The sequence below is a fragment of the Saccharopolyspora kobensis genome (assembly GCF_900108315.1).
Lineage (GTDB): Bacteria > Actinomycetota > Actinomycetes > Mycobacteriales > Pseudonocardiaceae > Saccharopolyspora > Saccharopolyspora kobensis.
On sequence record NZ_FNVB01000004.1, the window covers coordinates 524,873 to 543,160 of the forward strand.

Consider the following 18,288-nt stretch of genomic DNA (forward strand, 5'->3'; position numbering starts at 1 on the left):
CTGATTTCCATTGAAATTGCGTCGTTCCCGACACCCCGCCGGTGTGTCCGCGGACGACGCGCCGGTGAGGTGTGCAACTTCCATTGAAATCGAAGAGCTGATTTCCATTGAAATTGCGGAGGTCTGGCCGTCGGCGACGGAGCCGTTCGTCCGCGCCGGACGCGCCGGTGGTCCTCGGTACCAGCGGGCTCAGTCGAGCGCGCCGGTGAGGTAGCGCTGGAGGTTGGGGCCGACCGCGGCCACCACCGTGTCGTGGTCGGCGGAGGCCAGCGGTTCCAGGCGCACCACGTAGCGGGCCATGCCCAGGCCGACGATCTGCGATCCGCACAGCGCCCCGCGCAGATCCGGCTGGTCCACGTCGAGCGCCTTGATCAGCTTCTCGAACATCACGTTCTGGATGAACTCCCGGAGCATCGCCACCGCGTTCTCGTTGGTCGCGATGCTGCGCACCAGCGCCGCGAACTGGCCGCCCTCCGCGTTGTCCCACACCGTCAGGAACCGCCGCAGCAGCCTCTCGGCCAGCTGCTCGCGGTCTCCGGCCAGCAGCTGCGGCACCACTTCCGCCGGGTTCACCGGGATGTGCACCGCTGCGGAGAACAGCCCGGCCTTGCCGCCGAACCAGTGGTTGACCATCGCCGGATCCACGCCGGCCTGCGCCGCGATGGCGCGGACGGTGGCCGCGTCGTAGCCCTGTTCGGTGAACACCTCGCGCGCCGCCGCCAGCAGCGCGGCCTTGGTGTCGGCACCGCTGCGCCGCCGTCCGCGCCGCTTCGGCTCGGTGCCGTTCGTTCCACTGCTCACCCGCTCATCCTGGCCGCTGCGACGGTCCTGGGGCAAAGCGGTCAGGAGGGCGCGCGCGGGCCGGAACGGGTGCGCGGCACAATGTCGGCATGGTCGGCGACGGTGATATCGGCTCAATCAGTCCCGGACGCGAGGAGTTCCGCGCCCTCGCCGCGGACCGCCGGGTGATCCCGGTGGTGCGGCGGCTGCTCGCGGACGACGAGACCCCGCTCGGGGTGTACCGCAAGCTCGCCGGGAACCGCCCCGGGACGTTCCTGTTCGAATCCGCCGAGAACGGGCGCTCCTGGTCGCGATGGTCCTTCGTCGGTGCCCGCAGCGCCGCCGCGCTGACCGTCCGCGACGGCGAAGCGCACTGGACCGGCACGCCGCCCACCGGCCTGCCCGCCGGCGGCGACCCGCTGCAGGCGCTGCGCGAGACGGTCCGGCTGCTGCAGACCGATCCGCTGCCCGGCCTGCCGCCGCTGACCGGCGGCATGGTCGGCTACCTCGGCTACGACGCGGTGCGCAGGCTGGAGCGGCTGCCCGAGCTCACCGAGGACGACCTGCGGATCCCCGAGCTGGTCATGCTGCTGGCCACCGACCTGGCCGCCCTGGACCACCACGAGGGCACCATCACCCTGATCGCCAACGCGGTGAACTGGGACGACAGCCCGGAGCGCGTGGACGCCGCCTACGACGACGCGGTGCGCAGGCTGGACGAGATGACCGAGCAGCTGTGCACGCCGTCGGCGCCCACGGTGGCGGCGTTCTCCCGCCCGAGCCCGCAGTTCGTCCGCCGCCGCGAGCCGGAGGAGCACTACGCGGCGGTGGAGAAGGCCAAGGAGGCGATCCGGGCCGGCGAGGCGTTCCAGGTCGTGGTCTCCCAGCGCTTCGAGATGTCCACCAGCGCCGACGCGCTCGACATCTACCGGGTCCTGCGCACCACCAACCCCAGCCCGTACATGTACCTGCTGCGGTTGGAGGCACCCGACGGCGGTACCCCGTTCGACATCGTCGGCTCCAGCCCGGAGTCGCTGGTGACGGTGCGCGACGGCCAGGCCACCACGCACCCGATCGCCGGAACCCGCTGGCGCGGTGCCGACGAGGACGAGGACTCGCTGCTGGAGAAGGAGCTGCTCAACGACGACAAGGAGCGCGCCGAGCACCTGATGCTGGTCGACCTCGGCCGCAACGACCTGGGCCGGGTCTGCAAGCCGGGTTCGGTGCACGTCGTCGACTTCTTCCGCATCGAGCGCTACAGCCACGTCATGCACATCGTGTCGACGGTGACCGGGCAGCTGGCCGACGACAAGACGGCCTTCGACGCGATCGCCGCCTGCTTCCCGGCGGGCACCCTGTCCGGCGCGCCCAAGCCGCGCGCGCTGGAGCTGATCGAGGAGCTGGAGCCCACGCGGCGCGCCCAGTACGGCGGCGTGGTCGGCTACCTGGACTTCGCCGGGGACGCCGACACCGCGATCGCCATCCGCACCGCGCTGGTCCGCGACGGCAGGGCCTACGTGCAGGCGGGCGGCGGGATCGTGGCCGATTCGGACCCGGTCGCGGAGGACCAGGAGTGCCTGAACAAGGCGCGCGCGGTGCTCAACGCGGTCGCGACGGCGGAGACGCTGGCCCGGCCGGGCGGCGAGCAGGTGACGGAGGAGCGGGTTGACCACCGAGCCGGGATCTGAACCGAGCCGGTCCAGGGGACTGCTGTGGCTGGTCGTGCTGCTGGCGCTGGCCGCCGCCGGGGCGTTGTGGGGCGCCAGCGGCCTGACCTGGGCCGAGCAGCTGTTCCGCGGCTCGTTCGGCAACGAGGTCCTGGTCGAGCTGACGGGCGCGGATCTGCGTCCGGAGCTGGTGCCGATGGCGCTGGCATCGCTGGCCGCGGTGGCGGCGGTGCTCGCCACCGGCGGCTGGCTGCGGCGCGTGGTGGGCGTGCTGGTGCTCGTCGCGGGCGCCGCGCTCGTCTGGCGGTCGGTGCAGGCCTTCAGCGGCGGCCTGGCGGTGCGGAGCGCGCCGTCGGCACCGCCGGGCAGCGCGCCCGTCGGTGAGGTCGCCACGCAGCCCTACGGGCCGCTGCTGGTGCTGGTCGCCGCGGTGCTGCTGGTCGTCGCCGGGGTGTTGGTCCTGCTCCGGGCGGGGCGAATGCCGGCGATGGGCGCCAAGTACTCGGCGCCCGCGACGGCGAAGCGGAAATCCCACGATCCGGACCGGCAGATGTGGCAGGACCTGGACGCCGGTCGCGATCCGACCGACGACCAGGATCGCTGAATTTATTTCAAGTTTCCCCGTGAAGTCGGAAAACCCAGTTCGGTACGGTTCCGAACACCCGCACCACCCGTGCACAAGGGCCGAAGGTCCTTGCTGCGCTGGGACGTTCCGGACACCCCTTGATGGGCCGGGGCCCGGGCGAGGTTTAGCATCGGCCATGCGACGGCACGGCGGGAAGGGGAGTGTCGTGATCGAGCGCAATGAGTTCATCTGCGCATCCAACTCGTGGTTCAGGGACTTGCGGGTAGCTGTTCGGGGCAGGGCCGGCGAGGTGTTCGCGTGACCGTTCTGGAATCCATCATCGAAGGCGTTCGCGAGGATCTTGCAGTTCGCGAATCCGCGATTCCGTTCGACGAGATCAAGCAGCTGTCCGCGGCGGCGGCACCGCCGCACGACGTGCTCGCCGCGCTGAAGGCGCCGGGCGTGGGCGTCATCGCGGAGGTCAAGCGGCGCAGCCCGTCCAAGGGCGAGCTGGCCGAGATCGGCGAACCGGCCGAGCTGGCCGCCGACTACGCCGACGCCGGGGCGCGGGTGATCAGCGTCCTCACCGAGGGACGCCGGTTCGGCGGATCGCTGGCCGACTTCGACGCGGTGCGCAAGCGGGTCGTCGGCACGCCGCTGCTGCGCAAGGACTTCATCGTCAGCCCGTACCAGGTGCACGAGGCCCGCGCGCACGGCGCGGACATGGTGCTGCTGATCGTCGCGGCCCTGGAGCAGAACGCGCTGGAAGCGTTGCTGGACCGGGTCGAGTCGCTGGGCATGACGGCGCTGGTCGAGGTGCACACCGCGGAGGAGGCCGACCGCGCGCTGGAGGCCGGCGCGAAAGTGATTGGCGTCAACGCCCGCAACCTGCATACGCTCGAAGTGGACCGCGACGTGTTCGGCCGGATCGCGCCGGGTCTGCCGCAGGACGTCCTCAAGATCGCCGAGTCCGGAGTTCGCGGGCCCAGCGACCTGATGGCCTACGCGGGCTCGGGCGCGGATGCGGTGCTGGTGGGCGAAGGCCTGGTGACCAGCGACAATCCCAAGACGGCCGTCACCCAGCTGGTGACCGCCGGGTCGCACCCCGCATGCCCGCGGCCGAGCCGGTGACCGGGCTGGACGGGGTCGGCGAGGCACAGGAGGTAGGGCAATGACCGTGGGGGCGGATACCGCGCGCGCACACCGCCAGGGCAAGGCGGTGCCGGAAGGGCACGACCCTGACGAGCGCGGGCACTTCGGTGACTACGGCGGCCGGTTCATGCCGGAGGCGCTGATCGCCGCTCAGGACGAGCTGGCCGCCGAGTACGCCAAGGCGCAGCAGGACCCCGAGTACCTGGCCGAGCTGGACGATCTGCTGCGCAACTACGCGGGTCGCCCGTCGCTGCTGACCGAGGCCAAGCGCTTCGCCGAGCACGCGGGCGGCGCGCGGATCCTGCTCAAGCGGGAGGACCTCAACCACACCGGCTCGCACAAGATCAACAACGTGCTGGGTCAGGCGCTGCTGGTCAAGCGGATGGGCAAGCGCCGGGTCATCGCCGAGACCGGCGCCGGGCAGCACGGCGTGGCCACCGCCACCGCCTGCGCGCTGCTCGGCCTGGAGTGCGTGATCTACATGGGCAAGGTCGACACCGAGCGGCAGGCCCTCAACGTGGCGCGGATGCGGCTGCTGGGCGCGGAGGTCATCCCGGTCAGCAACGGCTCGGCGACCCTCAAGGACGCGATCAACGAGGCGCTGCGGGACTGGGTCGCCAACGTCGACCACACCCACTACCTGCTGGGCACCGCCGCGGGCGCGCACCCGTTCCCGATGATGGTCCGCAACTTCCACCGGGTCATCGGCGACGAGGCCCGCGAACAGGCGCTGGCGCTGACCGGCAGGCTGCCCGACGCGGTCGTCGCCTGCGTCGGCGGCGGCTCCAACGCGATCGGCATCTTCCACGGCTTCATCGACGACGCCGACGTGCGGCTGGTGGGCTTCGAACCGGCCGGGCACGGCATCGACTCCGGCGAGCACGGCGCGACCCTCGGCGAGGGCACGCCCGGCACGCTGCACGGCGCCCGCTCCTACCTGCTGCAGGACGACGACGGGCAGGTCGTGGAGGCCTACTCGATCTCCGCCGGCCTGGACTACCCGGGCGTCGGGCCGGAGCACTCGTACCTGAAGGATACCGGCCGCGCCGAGTACCGGTCGGTGACCGACGACGAGGCCATGCAGGCGTTCAAGCTGCTCTCGCGCACCGAGGGCATCATCCCGGCGATCGAGTCCGCGCACGCGCTGGCCGGGGCGATCGAGCTCGGCAAGGAGCTCGGGCCGGAGGCGATCATCGTGGTCAGCCTCTCCGGGCGCGGCGACAAGGACATGGACACCGCGGCGAAGTACTTCGGGCTCGTCGACGAGGCTCAGGAGGGTGCGCGGTGAGCCTGCGCGAGGTTTTCCAGACCTGCCGGGAGGAGCAGCGCGCCGCGCTGATCGGCTACCTGCCCGCCGGCTTCCCGACGGTGGCGGAGTCCAAGGAGCTGTTCGGCGCGATGCTGACCGGCGACGGCTCCGCCGGCTGCGACATCGTCGAGGTCGGCGTCCCGTTCTCCGACCCGGTGATGGACGGCCCCACCGTCCAGGCGGCCAGCGACAAGGCGCTGCGCGCGGGCTTCCGGCTGCGCGACACCTTCGACGTGGTCTCCTCGATCGCCGAGGCGGGCGGGCGCGCGGTGGTGATGACCTACTGGAACCCGGTGCACCGCTACGGCGTGAACGCCTTCGCCCGCGACCTCAAGGCCGCGGGCGGGCTCGGCGTGATCACCCCGGACCTGATCCCGGACGAGGGCGAGGACTGGATCGCCGCGACCGACGAGCACGGCCTGGACCGGATCTTCCTGGTCGCCCCGTCCTCCACTGAGGAGCGGCTGGCGCTGACCGCGAAGGCCACCAGCGGATTCGTCTACGCGACATCGGTGATGGGCGTGACCGGCGCCCGCGACACCGTCGGCTCGGCGGCGGCCGGCCTGGTCCAGCGCACCCGCGCGCACACGGACCTGCCGATCGGCGTGGGCCTCGGCGTGCGCTCCGGCGAGCAGGCGGCCGAGATCGCGGCCTACGCGGACGGGGTGATCGTCGGCTCGGCCTTCGTGACCGCCGCGGAGCAGGGCGGCGTCACCGGAGTCCGCGACCTCACCGCGGAACTGGCCCGGGGCGTTCGCAGCCGCTGAAGCCCGGCGTCACCCGGGAGGTGTCAATTTCGGGCGAAATTGACACCTCATCCCGGTTCGGGTGCCGTGGAGTCCGAAGACTCCGGGCGTAGGCCGATCGGGTGTGCTTGTTGGGCTGTTCGCCGCAGGTGGCGGGGGAGTGTTCCGGTGCTCGCTCGTGCATCACGGGGGCCGCGCGTTCCGCGCTGGGGCGACCGATACCGTTAGCTCCGTGAGTGCCCCGGTTGCCGCCACGGCGAATTCGTTCTTGGCCAACATCCCGAGCCCGTCGCAAGGGGTTTGGTACATCGGCCCGGTTCCGCTGCGCGCGTACGCGCTGTGCATCATCGCGGGCATCGTCGCCGCGGTCTGGATCGGCAGCCGTCGCTGGGTGGCGCGCGGTGGCGCCGAAGGCACGGTCATCGACATCGCGGTCTTCGCGGTGCCGTTCGGCCTGGTCGGCGGTCGGCTCTACCACGTGGCCACGGACTGGCACAAGTACTTCGGCCCGGACCGCAACCCGCTGGACGCCCTCAAGGTCTGGGAGGGCGGCCTGGGCATCTGGGGCGCCGTCGCGCTCGGCGCGGTGGGCGCCTGGATCGGCTGCCGCCGACGGGGCGTCCCGCTGGCCGCGTTCGCCGACGCCGTCGCGCCCGGCATCATCCTGGCGCAGGCCATCGGCCGCCTCGGCAACTGGTTCAACCAGGAGCTCTACGGCGCGGCAACGACCGTCCCGTGGGGCCTGGAGATCTACCGGCGCGTCGACCCGGCCACCGGCCTCAACGACCCCATCGGCGGCGTGGCGCTGGACCACACCCCGATCACCGTCGTGCACCCGACCTTCCTCTACGAGCTGCTGTGGAACCTGCTGGTCTTCGGCCTGGTCATCTGGGCCGACCGCAAGTTCCGGATGGGTCGCGGCCGGGTGTTCGCGCTCTACGTCGCCGGCTACACCCTCGGCCGGTTGTGGATCGAGATGATGCGCACCGACGACGCCACCCTCATCCTCGGCATCCGCATCAACGTCTTCACCTCCCTGATCGTCTTCGCAGGCGCGGTGCTCTACCTGGTGATGGTGCGGGGCAAGCGCGAGGACCCGGAGCTGCTGAAGGGCAAGCCGGAGTCCGGCGAAGCTCCGGCGGAGCCGGTCGACGCGAAGGACGAGCCGAAGGCCGAGCCGGAGGCGAAGGCCGACGGGGCGGATCCGAAGGAGCCGGAGGCGGAGGAGCCGGAGGCGACCGAGGCGAAAGCCGAGGACGCCGGAGGCGATTCGCAGGCTCGCAGCGCCGGAGGCGCGAAGAGCGAGAAGGACTGAGCATCGGGCCGCGCTGAGTGCGCGGCCCGTCTCGTTCTGCCGCCCTGCGCGGCCGGGCCGCTACCGGGAACCGAAGGCGACCGCGTTGCTGCTGGTGTCCTTGGGTTTGGTGTCGTCGTTCGGCGACGCCACCAGCTCCAAGCGGACGTCGACAGCCTGCCCGAGGCGATCCAGCAGGTCGATCGTCGGCATGCTGCCGCCGCTCTCCCACCGGGCCACCGAGGACTGGGTCGTGCCCATCCGTCGCGCGAGCTCGGTCTGCGTGAGCCCGGCCTGCGTGCGCAGCCCGTACACCAGGCGCGCCAGCGAGAACGCCAGCGATGCCTCCGCGTACGACTCGTCGTACTCCTCCTGATCGGTGATCGGCTTCTCGCGCCGAATCTGATCGAGCTTCTTCCAGGTCATCTCGAACCCCTCCGCTCGTACTTCATGACCGAGTGGGCGCGCACGACTTCGCGCCGTTCGTTCGGGCGCTGCTCCGGATCGTCGTCAGAACGACCGCCAGACGGTCCGGGTCGAGGAAGTGGGTCACCCGGCGATCGACTCCTTCGCAGTGGAACCTGAGTTCGCGCAGACCACCTCCGAGATGCCTGCTGTGCGGCATGCGGAGAAGCGGCCCGAACTCCGCGAGCAGGTCGAACATTCGATCCGCTGTGGCTCGGTCCCGGGTCTTCAAACTCCTGTACCAGTGCTCGACTTCTGGCGATAGCACGAGCGTCCATCGTTCACCTCCGACTTCGTGGGGCACGAGCCGATAATAGCGTCGACGCGATATCGCGTCGACGCTATTATTCGGGCATGGTCAGTTCGAGTGACGGGGAGGACGACGTGGTCGGTGCGACCGGGTCACCGGTCAGGAGGTCGAAGGCGCATGGGAGGTTCTAGCCGGTCTTCCGCCGGCGGATCGGCAAGCCGCGTGGCGACGGGAGCTGTCGTCAACCCCGGATCGGGGCGATGACGGGTGAGCCGTCGGGGGTGCAGAGGACCGTGACCCGAGCCGTGTAGCGCTTCTCGAGGACTTCCGGCGTGAGGACCTCGGTGGGGGTGCCCTCGGCTGCCGGGCGGCCGGTGTCCAGGAGGAGCAGGCGTTCTGCGTACTGGGCCGCCAGGGTCAGGTCGTGCAGCGTCATGACGACCGTCGTGCCCAGCTCTCGGCGGAGTTCGTCGATCAGGTCGAGCAGGGCCTGCGCGTGTCCGACGTCCAGGCCGGTGGTCGGCTCGTCGAGCAGCAGCACGCCCGCGCGCTGGGCCAGGGCTCGGGCCAGCACCGCGCGCTGGCGCTCGCCGCCGGAGAGCGTGGCCAGTTGGCGATCCGCGAGGCGCGCCAGGTCCAGGCGGTCCAGCAGGGAGCGCACCACGTCCAGGTCGCTCGCGCCCTCGCGACCCAGCGGGCCGAGGTGCGGAGTGCGGCCGAGGAGCACGTAGTCGGTGACGGTCAGGCCGATCGGCAGCTGCGGGATCTGCGGCGCGTAGCCGATCGCGCGGGCCCGTTCGCGGCGGCGCAGCTCGGCCAGCGGCCGACCGTCGACCAGCACTGAGCCCCTGTGGCGCACCAGTCCGGCGATCGCCTTCAGCAGGGTCGACTTGCCGGAACCGTTCGGCCCGATGATGCCCAGCCAACCCCCGGTGTCCACAGTGGTCGAAATCCCGGAGATCACCGCGGCACGCCGGTAACCCGCCGAAAGCTCACACACCTCCAATCGGCTCATGCCAGTCCCGCCTCCTGCTCGACCGCACCCCAGGGGAACGTGACGCACCCCGGCCACGAGAACCCCGCGAACGCAAGATCAACTGCAAAGGCGGCCGCCACCGTGAATCGCCGAGGGGCGGGACTGCTCATGCGCGCCTCCTGTGGAGCAGTGCGGCGAAGAACGGGGCTCCGGTGAAGGCCGTGATCACGCCGATCGGGATCTCCGCGGGTGCCAGCAGGGTGCGGGCCAGCATGTCCGCCAGCACCAGGAACACGCCGCCGAACAGCAGCGACATCGGCACGATGATCCGGAAGCTGCCGCCCATCGCCAACCGCACCAGGTGCGGCACGACCAGGCCGACGAAGCCGATCAGGCCCGCCGTGGACACCGCCGCCGCGGTGGCCAGCGATGCCGCCACCAGCACCAGCAGCCGCACCCGTCCCGGGTGCACGCCGAGCGCGGCGGCCTCCTCGTCACCGGTGCCCAGCAGGTCCAGCAGCCGCGCGCAGACGCACAGCACGACCGCCGAGAGCACCAGGTACGGCAGCACGATCAGCACTTCGCGCCAGCCCGTGGTGGACAGCCGCCCGAGGATCCACATGTAGACCTGCTGCAGCGAATCCACCCGCAGCTGCTGCACGAAGGTCTGCCCGGCGGTGAGGAACGCACCGACGGCGACACCGGCCAGCACCAGCGTCGCGGTGTCGCGCCCCGCCGAACGCCCGACCAGCCAGGTCAGGCCGACCCCGCCGAGCGCGCCGGCGAAGGCCGCGGCCTGCACCGGGACGGACAGCGCGGCGTGCGGCGCACCGGTGATCACCAGCGTCACCGCGAAACCGGCGCCCGCCGCCGCACCCAGCAGGTACGGGTCGGCCAGCGGGTTGCGGAACACGCCCTGGAACGCCGCGCCGGACACCGCCAGCGCGCCGCCGACCAGCACCGCGAGCACCACCCTGGGCACCCGCAGGTGCCAGAGGATGGCCGCCTCGCGCTCCGACAGCGGCGAGACGCCGCCGGTGAGCTGCGCGACGATCTCGGCGAACACCCGCTGCCAGCCGAGCTCGGCCGCCCCGAGCAGCACCGACAGCAGGACGCTGGCCACCAGCGCCGCGACCCCGAGCACCAGGTGCCGGGGTCGCAGCTTGGTCTGCGTCAGGGGAGTGCCCGTCACCCCTGCTGCGCCTTGGAGACCCCATCGGCGATGGAGCGCACCATGTCGACCACTCGCGGGCCCCACCGGCTGGCGATGTCGTCGTCGAGTTCGAAGACGTGCTGCGTGCGCACCGCGTCCAGGGTGTTCCAGCCCGGCCGCTCGGCGACCGACGCGGAGGTGACCTGGCAGCACTTGACGTCCGACAGGAAGATCAGCTTCGGGTTGGCCTGCAGGATGTGCTCCTCGGACAGCTGCGGGAAGTCGCCGCCCGCAGGGTCGGCGATGTTGTGCAGGCCGAACAGGCTGTAGACGTTGCCGACGAAGCTGGTCGAAGTCGCGGTGTAGTGGTCCGGGCTGACCTCGTGGTAGTAGGTCAGCGGCTCCGGCGGCTTCGGGGTGTCGCGCACGATCTCGTCGATCTCGGCGCGCATCCTGGCCACCAGCTCGGCGGCCTGCTGGGTGTGCCCGGTGGCCTGGCCCAGCACCTCGATCTGCCGGTACGCCTCGTCCAGGTTCGCCGCCGCCGGGGTGAGCAGGGTCGGCACGTTGGCGGCCTTGAGGCCCTGCGCCAGCTGGCTGGAGCTGTCCGGCGCGATGACCAGATCGGGGTTGTGCCCGCCGACGGCCGCGGCGTCCGCGTTGAACGCGGTGAGGTCGCTGCGCGGCGCCTGAGCCGGGAAGTTGGAGAACTGGTCGACCGCGATGACCTGGTCCCCGGCGCCGATGGCGTAGAGGGTCTCGGTGGCCGTCGGGGAGAGCGAGATGATCCGCTTCGGCTGCTGCGGCAGGGTCACCGGTTCCTGGCCGGGCAGCTGCACCTTGACCGGGAACGCCGAAGCCGGGTCGTCGGCCGGGGCGGTGGTCTGGGAGTGAGGTCGGGTGGCGCAGGCCGTGACCCCGACGAGCAGGGCCAGCGCGGCGAGCAGCAGGGTGGCGAGTCGGCGGAGCCGGGTCATGTCTTCCCTACGTTTCGGCCGGTGCACGGGGGCGCGGCCGGGGAAGCCGACACCGCACCCCTGCACCGGGAGTGGCGGACATCGACACCACGCGCAAGGCGACCTGGCTCGTGCCCGGTGGCGCACCGGGCCATCGCAGTTGCGGCACAGCACCGGGTTCGCACCGGTTTCGCTTGGCGCTGGCGTCCCGCGAGCACCCGTGGCCGGGCACTCTGAGCTGCAAAGATATCAGGGGTCGATCAACCCGCCGAGCGGCTGCGGGGTGTCGTCGGGCACGGGCGGCCGAGGTGGCGACCGAGTGGCCGGATCCGGCCACGGACGGTGTTCACCGGAGCACTCTTTCTCGTAGTATTCCCGCACGGGAAGCGCGCACGAACAGCCCGCACAGCCAGCCCCCACCCCACCGCACCGCAGGGGACCGTGACGCGACCCAGCCCGGGGAGCCTCGAAAACGCACGATCAACGCCGAACGCCACCACCACTGAAAAACGCGGAGAGGCGGAACTGGGAGAGGCGGCGCTGTGACCGGGCTCTTAACCCACACGGGTGCGTTACAACAACATGGTCAGCATCACTTCTGGATTGCTGCTTCCGGGTATCGTGGCTGTTAAAGTTCTCTGAACGCTCCGGTCGCGAGCGGGCTTTCGAAAGCCCGGAAAACTTCTGTCGTGACACCGGAATCTGCGGGCCAGCGCCGTCCCGTGCCCAGAAGTCATGAAGTCAGGCCAGTCGGCCGCCGACTTCCAGCACGAGAATGACGAGGGAGGTCTGCGCAGTGGTCTTCTCCGCCGTCCCAGCAGCCCAGGGCCTGTACGACCCGGCTGCCGAGCAGGATTCCTGCGGTGTCGCCATGGTCGCCGACATCCGCGGCCGCCGTTCGCACGGCATCGTCGCCGACGCGCTGACCGCGCTGGCGAACCTGGAGCACCGCGGCGCCGCCGGTGCCGAGCCGACCAGCGGTGATGGTGCCGGCATCCTGGTCCAGCTCCCGGACGAGCTGCTGCGCGCCGAGGCCGGTGTCGAGCTGCCCGCGGCCGACGAGGCCGGGCAGCGCCGCTACGCCGCGGGCATGGCCTTCCTGCCCGCCGACCCCGACCAGCGCCGCCGCGCGGTGGAGGTGATCGAGCAGGTCGCCGCCGAGGAGCAGCTGCGCGTGCTGGGCTGGCGCGACGTGCCGACCACCCCGGAGAAGGCGGGCGTGGGCACCACGGCGCTCAAGTGCATGCCGCACTTCGCGACCCTGCTCGTCGCCGGGCAGCGCGACGAGGCGGGCGTGGCGCTGGACCGCCTGGCGTTCTGCCTGCGCAAGCGCGCCGAGCGGGCCGCCGCGGCGGAGGGCCTGGAGCTCTACTTCCCGTCGCTGTCCAGCCGGACCATGGTCTACAAGGGCATGCTGACCACCGAGCAGCTGCCCGCGTTCTTCCCGGACCTCACCGACGAGCGGCTGGTCAGCGCGATCGCGCTGGTGCACAGCCGGTTCTCCACCAACACCTTCCCGTCGTGGCCGCTGGCCCACCCGTTCCGCTACGTGGCGCACAACGGCGAGATCAACACCATCCGCGGCAACCGCAACCGGATGCGGGCCCGCGAGGCGCTGCTGGCCTCCGACCTGATCCCGGGTGAGCTGTCCCGGCTGTACCCGATCTGCGCCGAGGACGGCTCGGACTCGGCGTCCTTCGACGAGGTGCTGGAGCTGCTGCACCTCGGCGGGCGCAGCCTGCCGCACGCGGTGCTGATGATGGTGCCGGAGGCGTGGGAGAACCACGCCGAGATGGACCCGAAGCGCAAGGCGTTCTACCAGTTCCACGCCAGCCTCATGGAGCCGTGGGACGGCCCGGCCTGCGTCACCTTCACCGACGGTTCGCTGGTCGGTGCGGTGCTCGACCGCAACGGCCTGCGCCCGGCGCGCTGGTGGCGCACCGCCGACGACCGGGTGGTGCTGGCCAGCGAGACCGGTGTGCTCGACCTCGACCCGGCCCAGGTGGTGGCCAAGGGCAGGCTGCAGCCGGGCCGGATGTTCTTGATCGACACCGCGCAGGGCCGCATCGTCGACGACGAGGAGATCAAGTCCGAGCTGGCCGGTGAGCACGCCTACGAGGAGTGGCTGCACTCCGGGCTGCTGAACCTCGACGAGCTGCCCGACCGCGAGCACGTGGTGCACACGCACGAGTCGGTGGTGCGCCGCCAGCTGGCCTTCGGCTACACCGAGGAGGAGCTGAGCCTGCTGCTGGCGCCGATGGCCACCAGCGGCGGCGAGCCGCTGGGCTCGATGGGCGCCGACACCCCGCCCGCCGTGCTCTCGCAGCGCTCGCGGATGCTCTACGACTACTTCGTGCAGCAGTTCGCGCAGGTCACGAACCCGCCGCTGGACGCGATCCGCGAGGAGATCGTCACCTCGGTGGCGCGCGTGATGGGCCCGGAGCAGAACCTGCTCGCCCCGTCGGCGGCGTCCTGCCGCCACATCCTGCTGCCCAACCCGGTCATCGACAACGACGAGCTGGCCAAGCTCATCCACGTCAACGACGACGGCGACCTGCCCGGCTTCGCCTCCGCGGTGCTGTCCGGCCTGTACGAGGTCGACGGCGGCGGCGAGGCGCTGGCCGAGGCCATCGAGCGGGTCCGCGAGGAGGCTTCGGAGGCCATCGCCGCCGGTGCGCGCGTGCTGGTGCTCTCCGACCGCGACTCCGACCACAAGCGGGCGCCGATCCCGTCGCTGCTGCTGGTCTCGGCGGTGCACCAGCACCTGGTGCGGACCAAGGAGCGGCTGCGCGTGGCGCTGGTGGTGGAGAGCGGTGACGCCCGCGAGGTGCACCACATCGCCACGCTGCTCGGCTACGGCGCCGCGGCGGTCAACCCGTACCTGGCGTTCGAGACCATCGAGGACATGATCGCCACCGGGCAGATCACCGGTTTCCGGCCGAAGGTGGCGATCCGCAACTACGTGCAGGCGCTGGTCAAGGGCGTGCTGAAGGTGATGTCCAAGATGGGCATCTCCACCGTCGGCGCCTACACCGCGGCGCAGGTCTTCGAGGCGGTCGGGCTGTCCGCCGAGCTGGTCGGCGAGTACTTCGAGGGCACCACCTCCAAGCTCGACGGCGTCGGGCTGGACGTGCTGGCCGAGGAGGTCGCGCAGCGGCACCGCCGCGCCTACCCGGACAACCCGACCGAGCGGGTGCACCGGAAGCTGGAGGTCGGCGGCGACTACGCCTACCGCCGCGAGGGCGAGCTGCACCTGTTCACCCCGGAGACGGTGTTCCTGCTCCAGCACTCCACCAAGACCGGCAGCTACGACGTGTTCCGCAAGTACACCGCGGAGTGCGACCGGCTGTCGGCCGAGGGCGGCACGCTGCGCGGGCTGTTCGAGCTGAACAGCGGGCGGGCGCCGATCGACATCGACGAGGTCGAACCGGCCTCGGAGATCATGAAGCGGTTCTCCACCGGCGCGATGAGCTACGGCGCGATCTCCGCCGAGGCGCACGAGACGCTGGCGATCGCGATGAACCGCATCGGCGGCAAGTCCAACTCCGGTGAGGGCGGCGAGGACGTCGACCGCCTCTACGACCCGGAGCGGCGCTCGGCGGTCAAGCAGGTCGCCTCCGGCCGCTTCGGCGTGACCAGCGAATACCTGGTCAACGGCACCGACATCCAGATCAAGATGGCGCAGGGCGCCAAGCCCGGTGAGGGCGGGCAGCTGCCCGGCCACAAGGTGTACCCGTGGGTGGCCAAGACCCGGCACTCCACACCGGGCGTCGGGCTGATCTCGCCGCCGCCGCACCACGACATCTACTCGATCGAGGACCTGGCGCAGCTGATCCACGACCTGAAGAACGCCAACGAGCACGCCCGCGTGCACGTCAAGCTGGTCTCGGAGATCGGCGTCGGCACGGTCGCGGCGGGTGTGTCCAAGGCGCACGCGGACGTGGTGCTGATCTCCGGCCACGACGGCGGCACCGGTGCGGCGCCGCTGACCTCGCTGAAGCACGCGGGCACGCCGTGGGAGGTCGGGCTGGCCGAGACGCAGCAGACGCTGCTGCTCAACGGCCTGCGGGACCGCATCACGGTGCAGGTCGACGGCGGTTTCAAGACCGGCCGCGACGTCGTGGTGGCCGCGCTGCTGGGTGCCGAGGAGTACGGCTTCGCCACCGCGCCGCTGATCGTCGAGGGCTGCGTGATGATGCGCGTCTGCCACCTCGACACCTGCCCGGTGGGCGTGGCCACCCAGAACCCGGACCTGCGCAAGCGCTACACCGGTCAGGCCGACCACGTGGTCAACTTCTTCGAGTTCATCGCCCAGGAGGTGCGCGAGTACCTGGCGCAGCTGGGCTTCCGCACCCTGGACGAGGCGATCGGCCAGGTCTCCGCGCTCGGCGTGGACGAGGCGGTGCAGAGCTGGAAGTCCCGGGGCCTGGACCTGACCCCGGTGTTCGCCGAGCCGCAGACCCCGTACTCGACGGTGCGGCGCCGGGTCCGCGAGCAGGACCACGGCCTGGACCGCGCGCTGGACCGCACGCTGATCCAGCTCGCCGAGGCGGCGCTGGAGGACGCCCGCCCGGTGAAGCTGCAGCTGCCGGTGCGCAACGTCAACCGCACCGTCGGCACGCTGCTGGGTGCCGAGGTCAGCCGCCGCTACGGCGGCGACGGCCTGCCCACCGACACCATCCACGTCGAGCTGGAGGGCTCGGCCGGGCAGTCGCTGGGCGCCTTCCTGCCGCCGGGCATCACGCTGGACATGGTCGGCGACGCCAACGACTACGTCGGCAAGGGCCTGTCCGGCGGGCGGATCGTGGTGCGCCCGCACCCGGATTCGGCGTTCGCCGCCGAGGACCAGGTGATCGCGGGCAATGTGATCGGCTACGGCGCGACCAGCGGCGAGATCTTCCTGCGCGGTCGGGTCGGCGAGCGCTTCGGGGTGCGCAACTCCGGTGCGCTGCTGGTCTCCGAGGGCGCCGGTGATCACGCCTTCGAGTACATGACCGGTGGCCGCGCGGTGGTGCTGGGCGGCACCGGCCGCAACGTCGGCGCCGGCATGTCGGGCGGCATCGCCTACGTGCTGGACCTGGATCCGGTGCGGGTGAACACCGCGATGGTGGAACTGCAGCGGCCCAGCGCCAAGGAGCTCAAGTGGCTGCACGAGATCGTGCAGCAGCACCGCGAGCTGACCGGTTCGGCGGTGGCGGCCTCGCTGCTCGGCGACTGGCCGCGGCGTTCGGCGGCGTTCCGCAAGGTGATGCCGCGCGACTACCAGCGAGTCCTGGAGGCCATGCGGATGGCCAAGATCGAGGGCCGCGACATCGACGAGGCGATCATGGAGGCTTCCCGTGGCTGACCCGAGGGGATTCCTGAAGCACACCCGGGCCGACGCCCCCAAGCGCCCCACCGACGAGCGGCTGGGCGACTGGCAGGAGGTCTACGCGGCGCTGTCCACCGAGGACTTGACCGCGCAGGTGTCGGAGCAGGCGTCGCGGTGCATGGACTGCGGCATCCCGTTCTGCCACTCCGGTTCGGCGGGCTGCCCGCTGGGCAACCTGATCCCGGAGTGGAACGACATGGTGCGCCGCGGCCAGTGGCAGGCGGCGGGCGACCGGCTGCACGCCACCAACAACTTCCCGGAGTTCACCGGCAAGCTGTGCCCCGCGCCGTGCGAGGCGGCCTGCGTGCTGGCGATCTCCCCGGAGGCGGGTGGCGCGGTGACCATCAAGCGCGTCGAGGAGACCATCGCCGAGGTCAGCTGGGCGAACGATCACGTCACCGCGCAGGTGACGGAGGCGCACACCGGCAAGCGGGTGGCGGTGGTCGGCTCCGGCCCGGGCGGGCTGGCCGCGGCCCAGCAGCTGACCCGCGCCGGGCACGAGGTGACCGTCTACGAGCGCGACGACCGCATCGGCGGCCTGCTGCGCTACGGCATCCCCGAGTTCAAGATGGAGAAGTCCGTCCTGGACCGGCGGCTGGCGCAGATGCGCGACGAGGGCACGAAGTTCATCACCGGCTGCGAGGTCGGCGTGGACCTGACGGTCGAGGACCTGCGCGCCGGCTACGACGCCGTGGTGCTCGCGGTCGGCGCGCTGCGCGGCCGCGACGACACCACGATCCCGGGCCGCGAGCTCAAGGGCGTGCACCTGGCGATGGAGCACCTGGTCCCGGCCAACAAGGAGTGCGAGGGCGACGGCCCGACGCCGATCTCGGCGCAGGGCAAGCACGTCATCATCCTCGGCGGCGGAGACACCGGAGCGGACTGCTACGGCACCGCGACCCGCCAGGGCGCGCTGTCGGTGACCCAGCTGGACAACTACCCGCAGCCCCCGACGACCCGCGACGACGACCGCTCCCCGTGGCCGACCTGGCCGTACGTCCTGCGCACCTACCCGGCGCACGAGGAGGCGGGGGAGCGCAGGTTCGCGGTGGCGATCGAGTCGTTCGTCGGTGACGACGAGGGCAACGTGCGCGCGGTCCGGCTGCGCGAGGTGAAGGTCGAGCGCGACGAGAACGGCCGCCGCCAGGTCGTCCCGGTCTCCGACGAGGTCCAGGAACTGCCCTGCGACCTGGCTCTGCTGGCGATCGGCTTCGAAGGAGTCGAGCACATGCCGCTCCTCGACGGCCTGGGCATCAACCTGACCAAGCGGGGCACGATCGGCTGCGGCTCCAACTGGGAGACGACGACGCCCGGCGTCTTCGTCTGCGGAGACGCCCACCGGGGAGCTTCCCTGGTGGTCTGGGCGATCGCGGAAGGCCGCTCGGTGGCCAACGCGGTCGACGCCCACCTGACGGGCTCCTCCCAGCTCCCGTCCCCGGTCCACCCGACGGCTCTGCCGCTCGCGGTCTGACCAACTACCCCGAAGGGCGCCTTCCACCAGAACCATTGGCGGAGGGCGCCCTTCGCGCATCCCGGCTCTCACTCCGGTTGACCGGGAAGAGCGCGCGATCCGTCCTATGTGGATCGGCGATTGCGGCGGCGGA

At 71.3% G+C, this 18,288-nt stretch carries 14 protein-coding genes; 8 read left to right on the forward strand and 6 right to left on the reverse strand.

What is annotated here, in order from left to right; genetic code table 11:
- Positions 1 to 189: 189 nt before the first annotated feature.
- Positions 190 to 801 carry a TetR/AcrR family transcriptional regulator gene (locus C4T78_RS15270; protein ID WP_093345123.1) on the reverse strand — a complete coding sequence of 204 codons (612 nt, stop codon included), beginning with the start codon at positions 799 to 801 and terminating at the stop codon, positions 190 to 192.
- A gap of 89 nt (positions 802 to 890) precedes the next feature.
- Between C4T78_RS15270 and C4T78_RS15275 the strand changes: the two genes are divergently transcribed.
- From C4T78_RS15275 to lgt, 6 genes are all read left to right on the forward strand, one after another.
- Positions 891 to 2,468: an anthranilate synthase component I gene (locus C4T78_RS15275; RefSeq protein WP_093345125.1), complete on the forward strand. Its 1,578-nt coding sequence runs from the start codon at positions 891 to 893 to the stop codon at positions 2,466 to 2,468.
- On the forward strand, positions 2,446 to 3,051 hold the full coding sequence (locus C4T78_RS15280) for a Trp biosynthesis-associated membrane protein (protein WP_093345127.1): 606 nt from the start codon (positions 2,446 to 2,448) through the stop codon (positions 3,049 to 3,051). Before C4T78_RS15275 ends, C4T78_RS15280 begins: the two co-directional genes overlap by 23 nt.
- Positions 3,052 to 3,330: 279 nt before the next feature.
- The gene (gene trpC, locus C4T78_RS15285) at positions 3,331 to 4,143 is read left to right on the forward strand and encodes an indole-3-glycerol phosphate synthase TrpC (protein ID WP_093345130.1); all 813 of its coding nucleotides are present in this window, start codon (positions 3,331 to 3,333) and stop codon (positions 4,141 to 4,143) included.
- A gap of 40 nt (positions 4,144 to 4,183) precedes the next feature.
- Entirely contained in the window at positions 4,184 to 5,452 is a 1,269-nt protein-coding gene (trpB, locus tag C4T78_RS15290) for a tryptophan synthase subunit beta (RefSeq protein WP_093345133.1), read from the forward strand.
- Positions 5,449 to 6,240: a tryptophan synthase subunit alpha gene (trpA, locus tag C4T78_RS15295; RefSeq protein ID WP_093345137.1), complete on the forward strand. Its 792-nt coding sequence runs from the start codon at positions 5,449 to 5,451 to the stop codon at positions 6,238 to 6,240. Before trpB ends, trpA begins: the two co-directional genes overlap by 4 nt.
- A gap of 211 nt (positions 6,241 to 6,451) precedes the next feature.
- The gene (gene lgt / locus C4T78_RS15300; RefSeq protein WP_093345139.1) at positions 6,452 to 7,534 is read left to right on the forward strand and encodes a prolipoprotein diacylglyceryl transferase; all 1,083 of its coding nucleotides are present in this window, start codon (positions 6,452 to 6,454) and stop codon (positions 7,532 to 7,534) included.
- Between the two features lie 60 nt (positions 7,535 to 7,594).
- Here lgt and C4T78_RS15305 read toward each other — a convergent pair whose 3' ends face one another.
- The 5 genes from C4T78_RS15305 to C4T78_RS15325 all read right to left on the reverse strand — a co-directional run bounded on the left by C4T78_RS15305 (position 7,595) and on the right by C4T78_RS15325 (position 11,334).
- The gene (locus C4T78_RS15305) at positions 7,595 to 7,939 is read right to left on the reverse strand and encodes a helix-turn-helix domain-containing protein (protein WP_093345142.1); all 345 of its coding nucleotides are present in this window, start codon (positions 7,937 to 7,939) and stop codon (positions 7,595 to 7,597) included.
- Between the two features lie 22 nt (positions 7,940 to 7,961).
- Positions 7,962 to 8,177 (reverse strand): type II toxin-antitoxin system RelE/ParE family toxin, encoded by a 216-nt coding sequence (locus C4T78_RS37420; RefSeq protein ID WP_351114078.1) that lies wholly within the window; start codon positions 8,175 to 8,177, stop codon positions 7,962 to 7,964.
- A 292-nt stretch (positions 8,178 to 8,469) separates the two neighbouring features.
- The gene (locus C4T78_RS15315) at positions 8,470 to 9,243 is read right to left on the reverse strand and encodes an ABC transporter ATP-binding protein (RefSeq protein ID WP_093345145.1); all 774 of its coding nucleotides are present in this window, start codon (positions 9,241 to 9,243) and stop codon (positions 8,470 to 8,472) included.
- Between the two features lie 127 nt (positions 9,244 to 9,370).
- Positions 9,371 to 10,396: a FecCD family ABC transporter permease gene (locus C4T78_RS15320; RefSeq protein WP_093148090.1), complete on the reverse strand. Its 1,026-nt coding sequence runs from the start codon at positions 10,394 to 10,396 to the stop codon at positions 9,371 to 9,373.
- Complete coding sequence (locus C4T78_RS15325) at positions 10,393 to 11,334, reverse strand: ABC transporter substrate-binding protein (protein ID WP_093345147.1); 942 nt, start codon at positions 11,332 to 11,334, stop codon at positions 10,393 to 10,395. Before C4T78_RS15325 ends, C4T78_RS15320 begins: the two co-directional genes overlap by 4 nt.
- Positions 11,335 to 12,109: 775 nt before the next feature.
- Here C4T78_RS15325 and gltB point away from each other — a divergent pair.
- The gene (gene gltB / locus C4T78_RS15330) at positions 12,110 to 16,660 is read left to right on the forward strand and encodes a glutamate synthase large subunit (protein WP_093345150.1); all 4,551 of its coding nucleotides are present in this window, start codon (positions 12,110 to 12,112) and stop codon (positions 16,658 to 16,660) included.
- Positions 16,653 to 18,155: a glutamate synthase subunit beta gene (locus C4T78_RS15335; RefSeq protein ID WP_093345152.1), complete on the forward strand. Its 1,503-nt coding sequence runs from the start codon at positions 16,653 to 16,655 to the stop codon at positions 18,153 to 18,155. Before gltB ends, C4T78_RS15335 begins: the two co-directional genes overlap by 8 nt.
- Positions 18,156 to 18,288 lie beyond the last annotated feature (133 nt).

What these genes read in the sequence shown, in the direction of transcription:
- C4T78_RS15275 (WP_093345125.1), top strand. Translation starts at nt 891, where the DNA reads ATGGTCGGCGACGGTGATATCGGCTCAATCAGTCCCGGACGCGAGGAG.
- trpB (WP_093345133.1), top strand. Translation starts at nt 4,184, where the DNA reads ATGACCGTGGGGGCGGATACCGCGCGCGCACACCGCCAGGGCAAGGCG.
- C4T78_RS15305 (WP_093345142.1), bottom strand. Translation starts at nt 7,939, where the DNA reads ATGACCTGGAAGAAGCTCGATCAGATTCGGCGCGAGAAGCCGATCACC.
- C4T78_RS37420 (WP_351114078.1), bottom strand. Translation starts at nt 8,177, where the DNA reads ATGTTCGACCTGCTCGCGGAGTTCGGGCCGCTTCTCCGCATGCCGCAC.
- C4T78_RS15315 (WP_093345145.1), bottom strand. Translation starts at nt 9,243, where the DNA reads ATGAGCCGATTGGAGGTGTGTGAGCTTTCGGCGGGTTACCGGCGTGCC.
- C4T78_RS15325 (WP_093345147.1), bottom strand. Translation starts at nt 11,334, where the DNA reads ATGACCCGGCTCCGCCGACTCGCCACCCTGCTGCTCGCCGCGCTGGCC.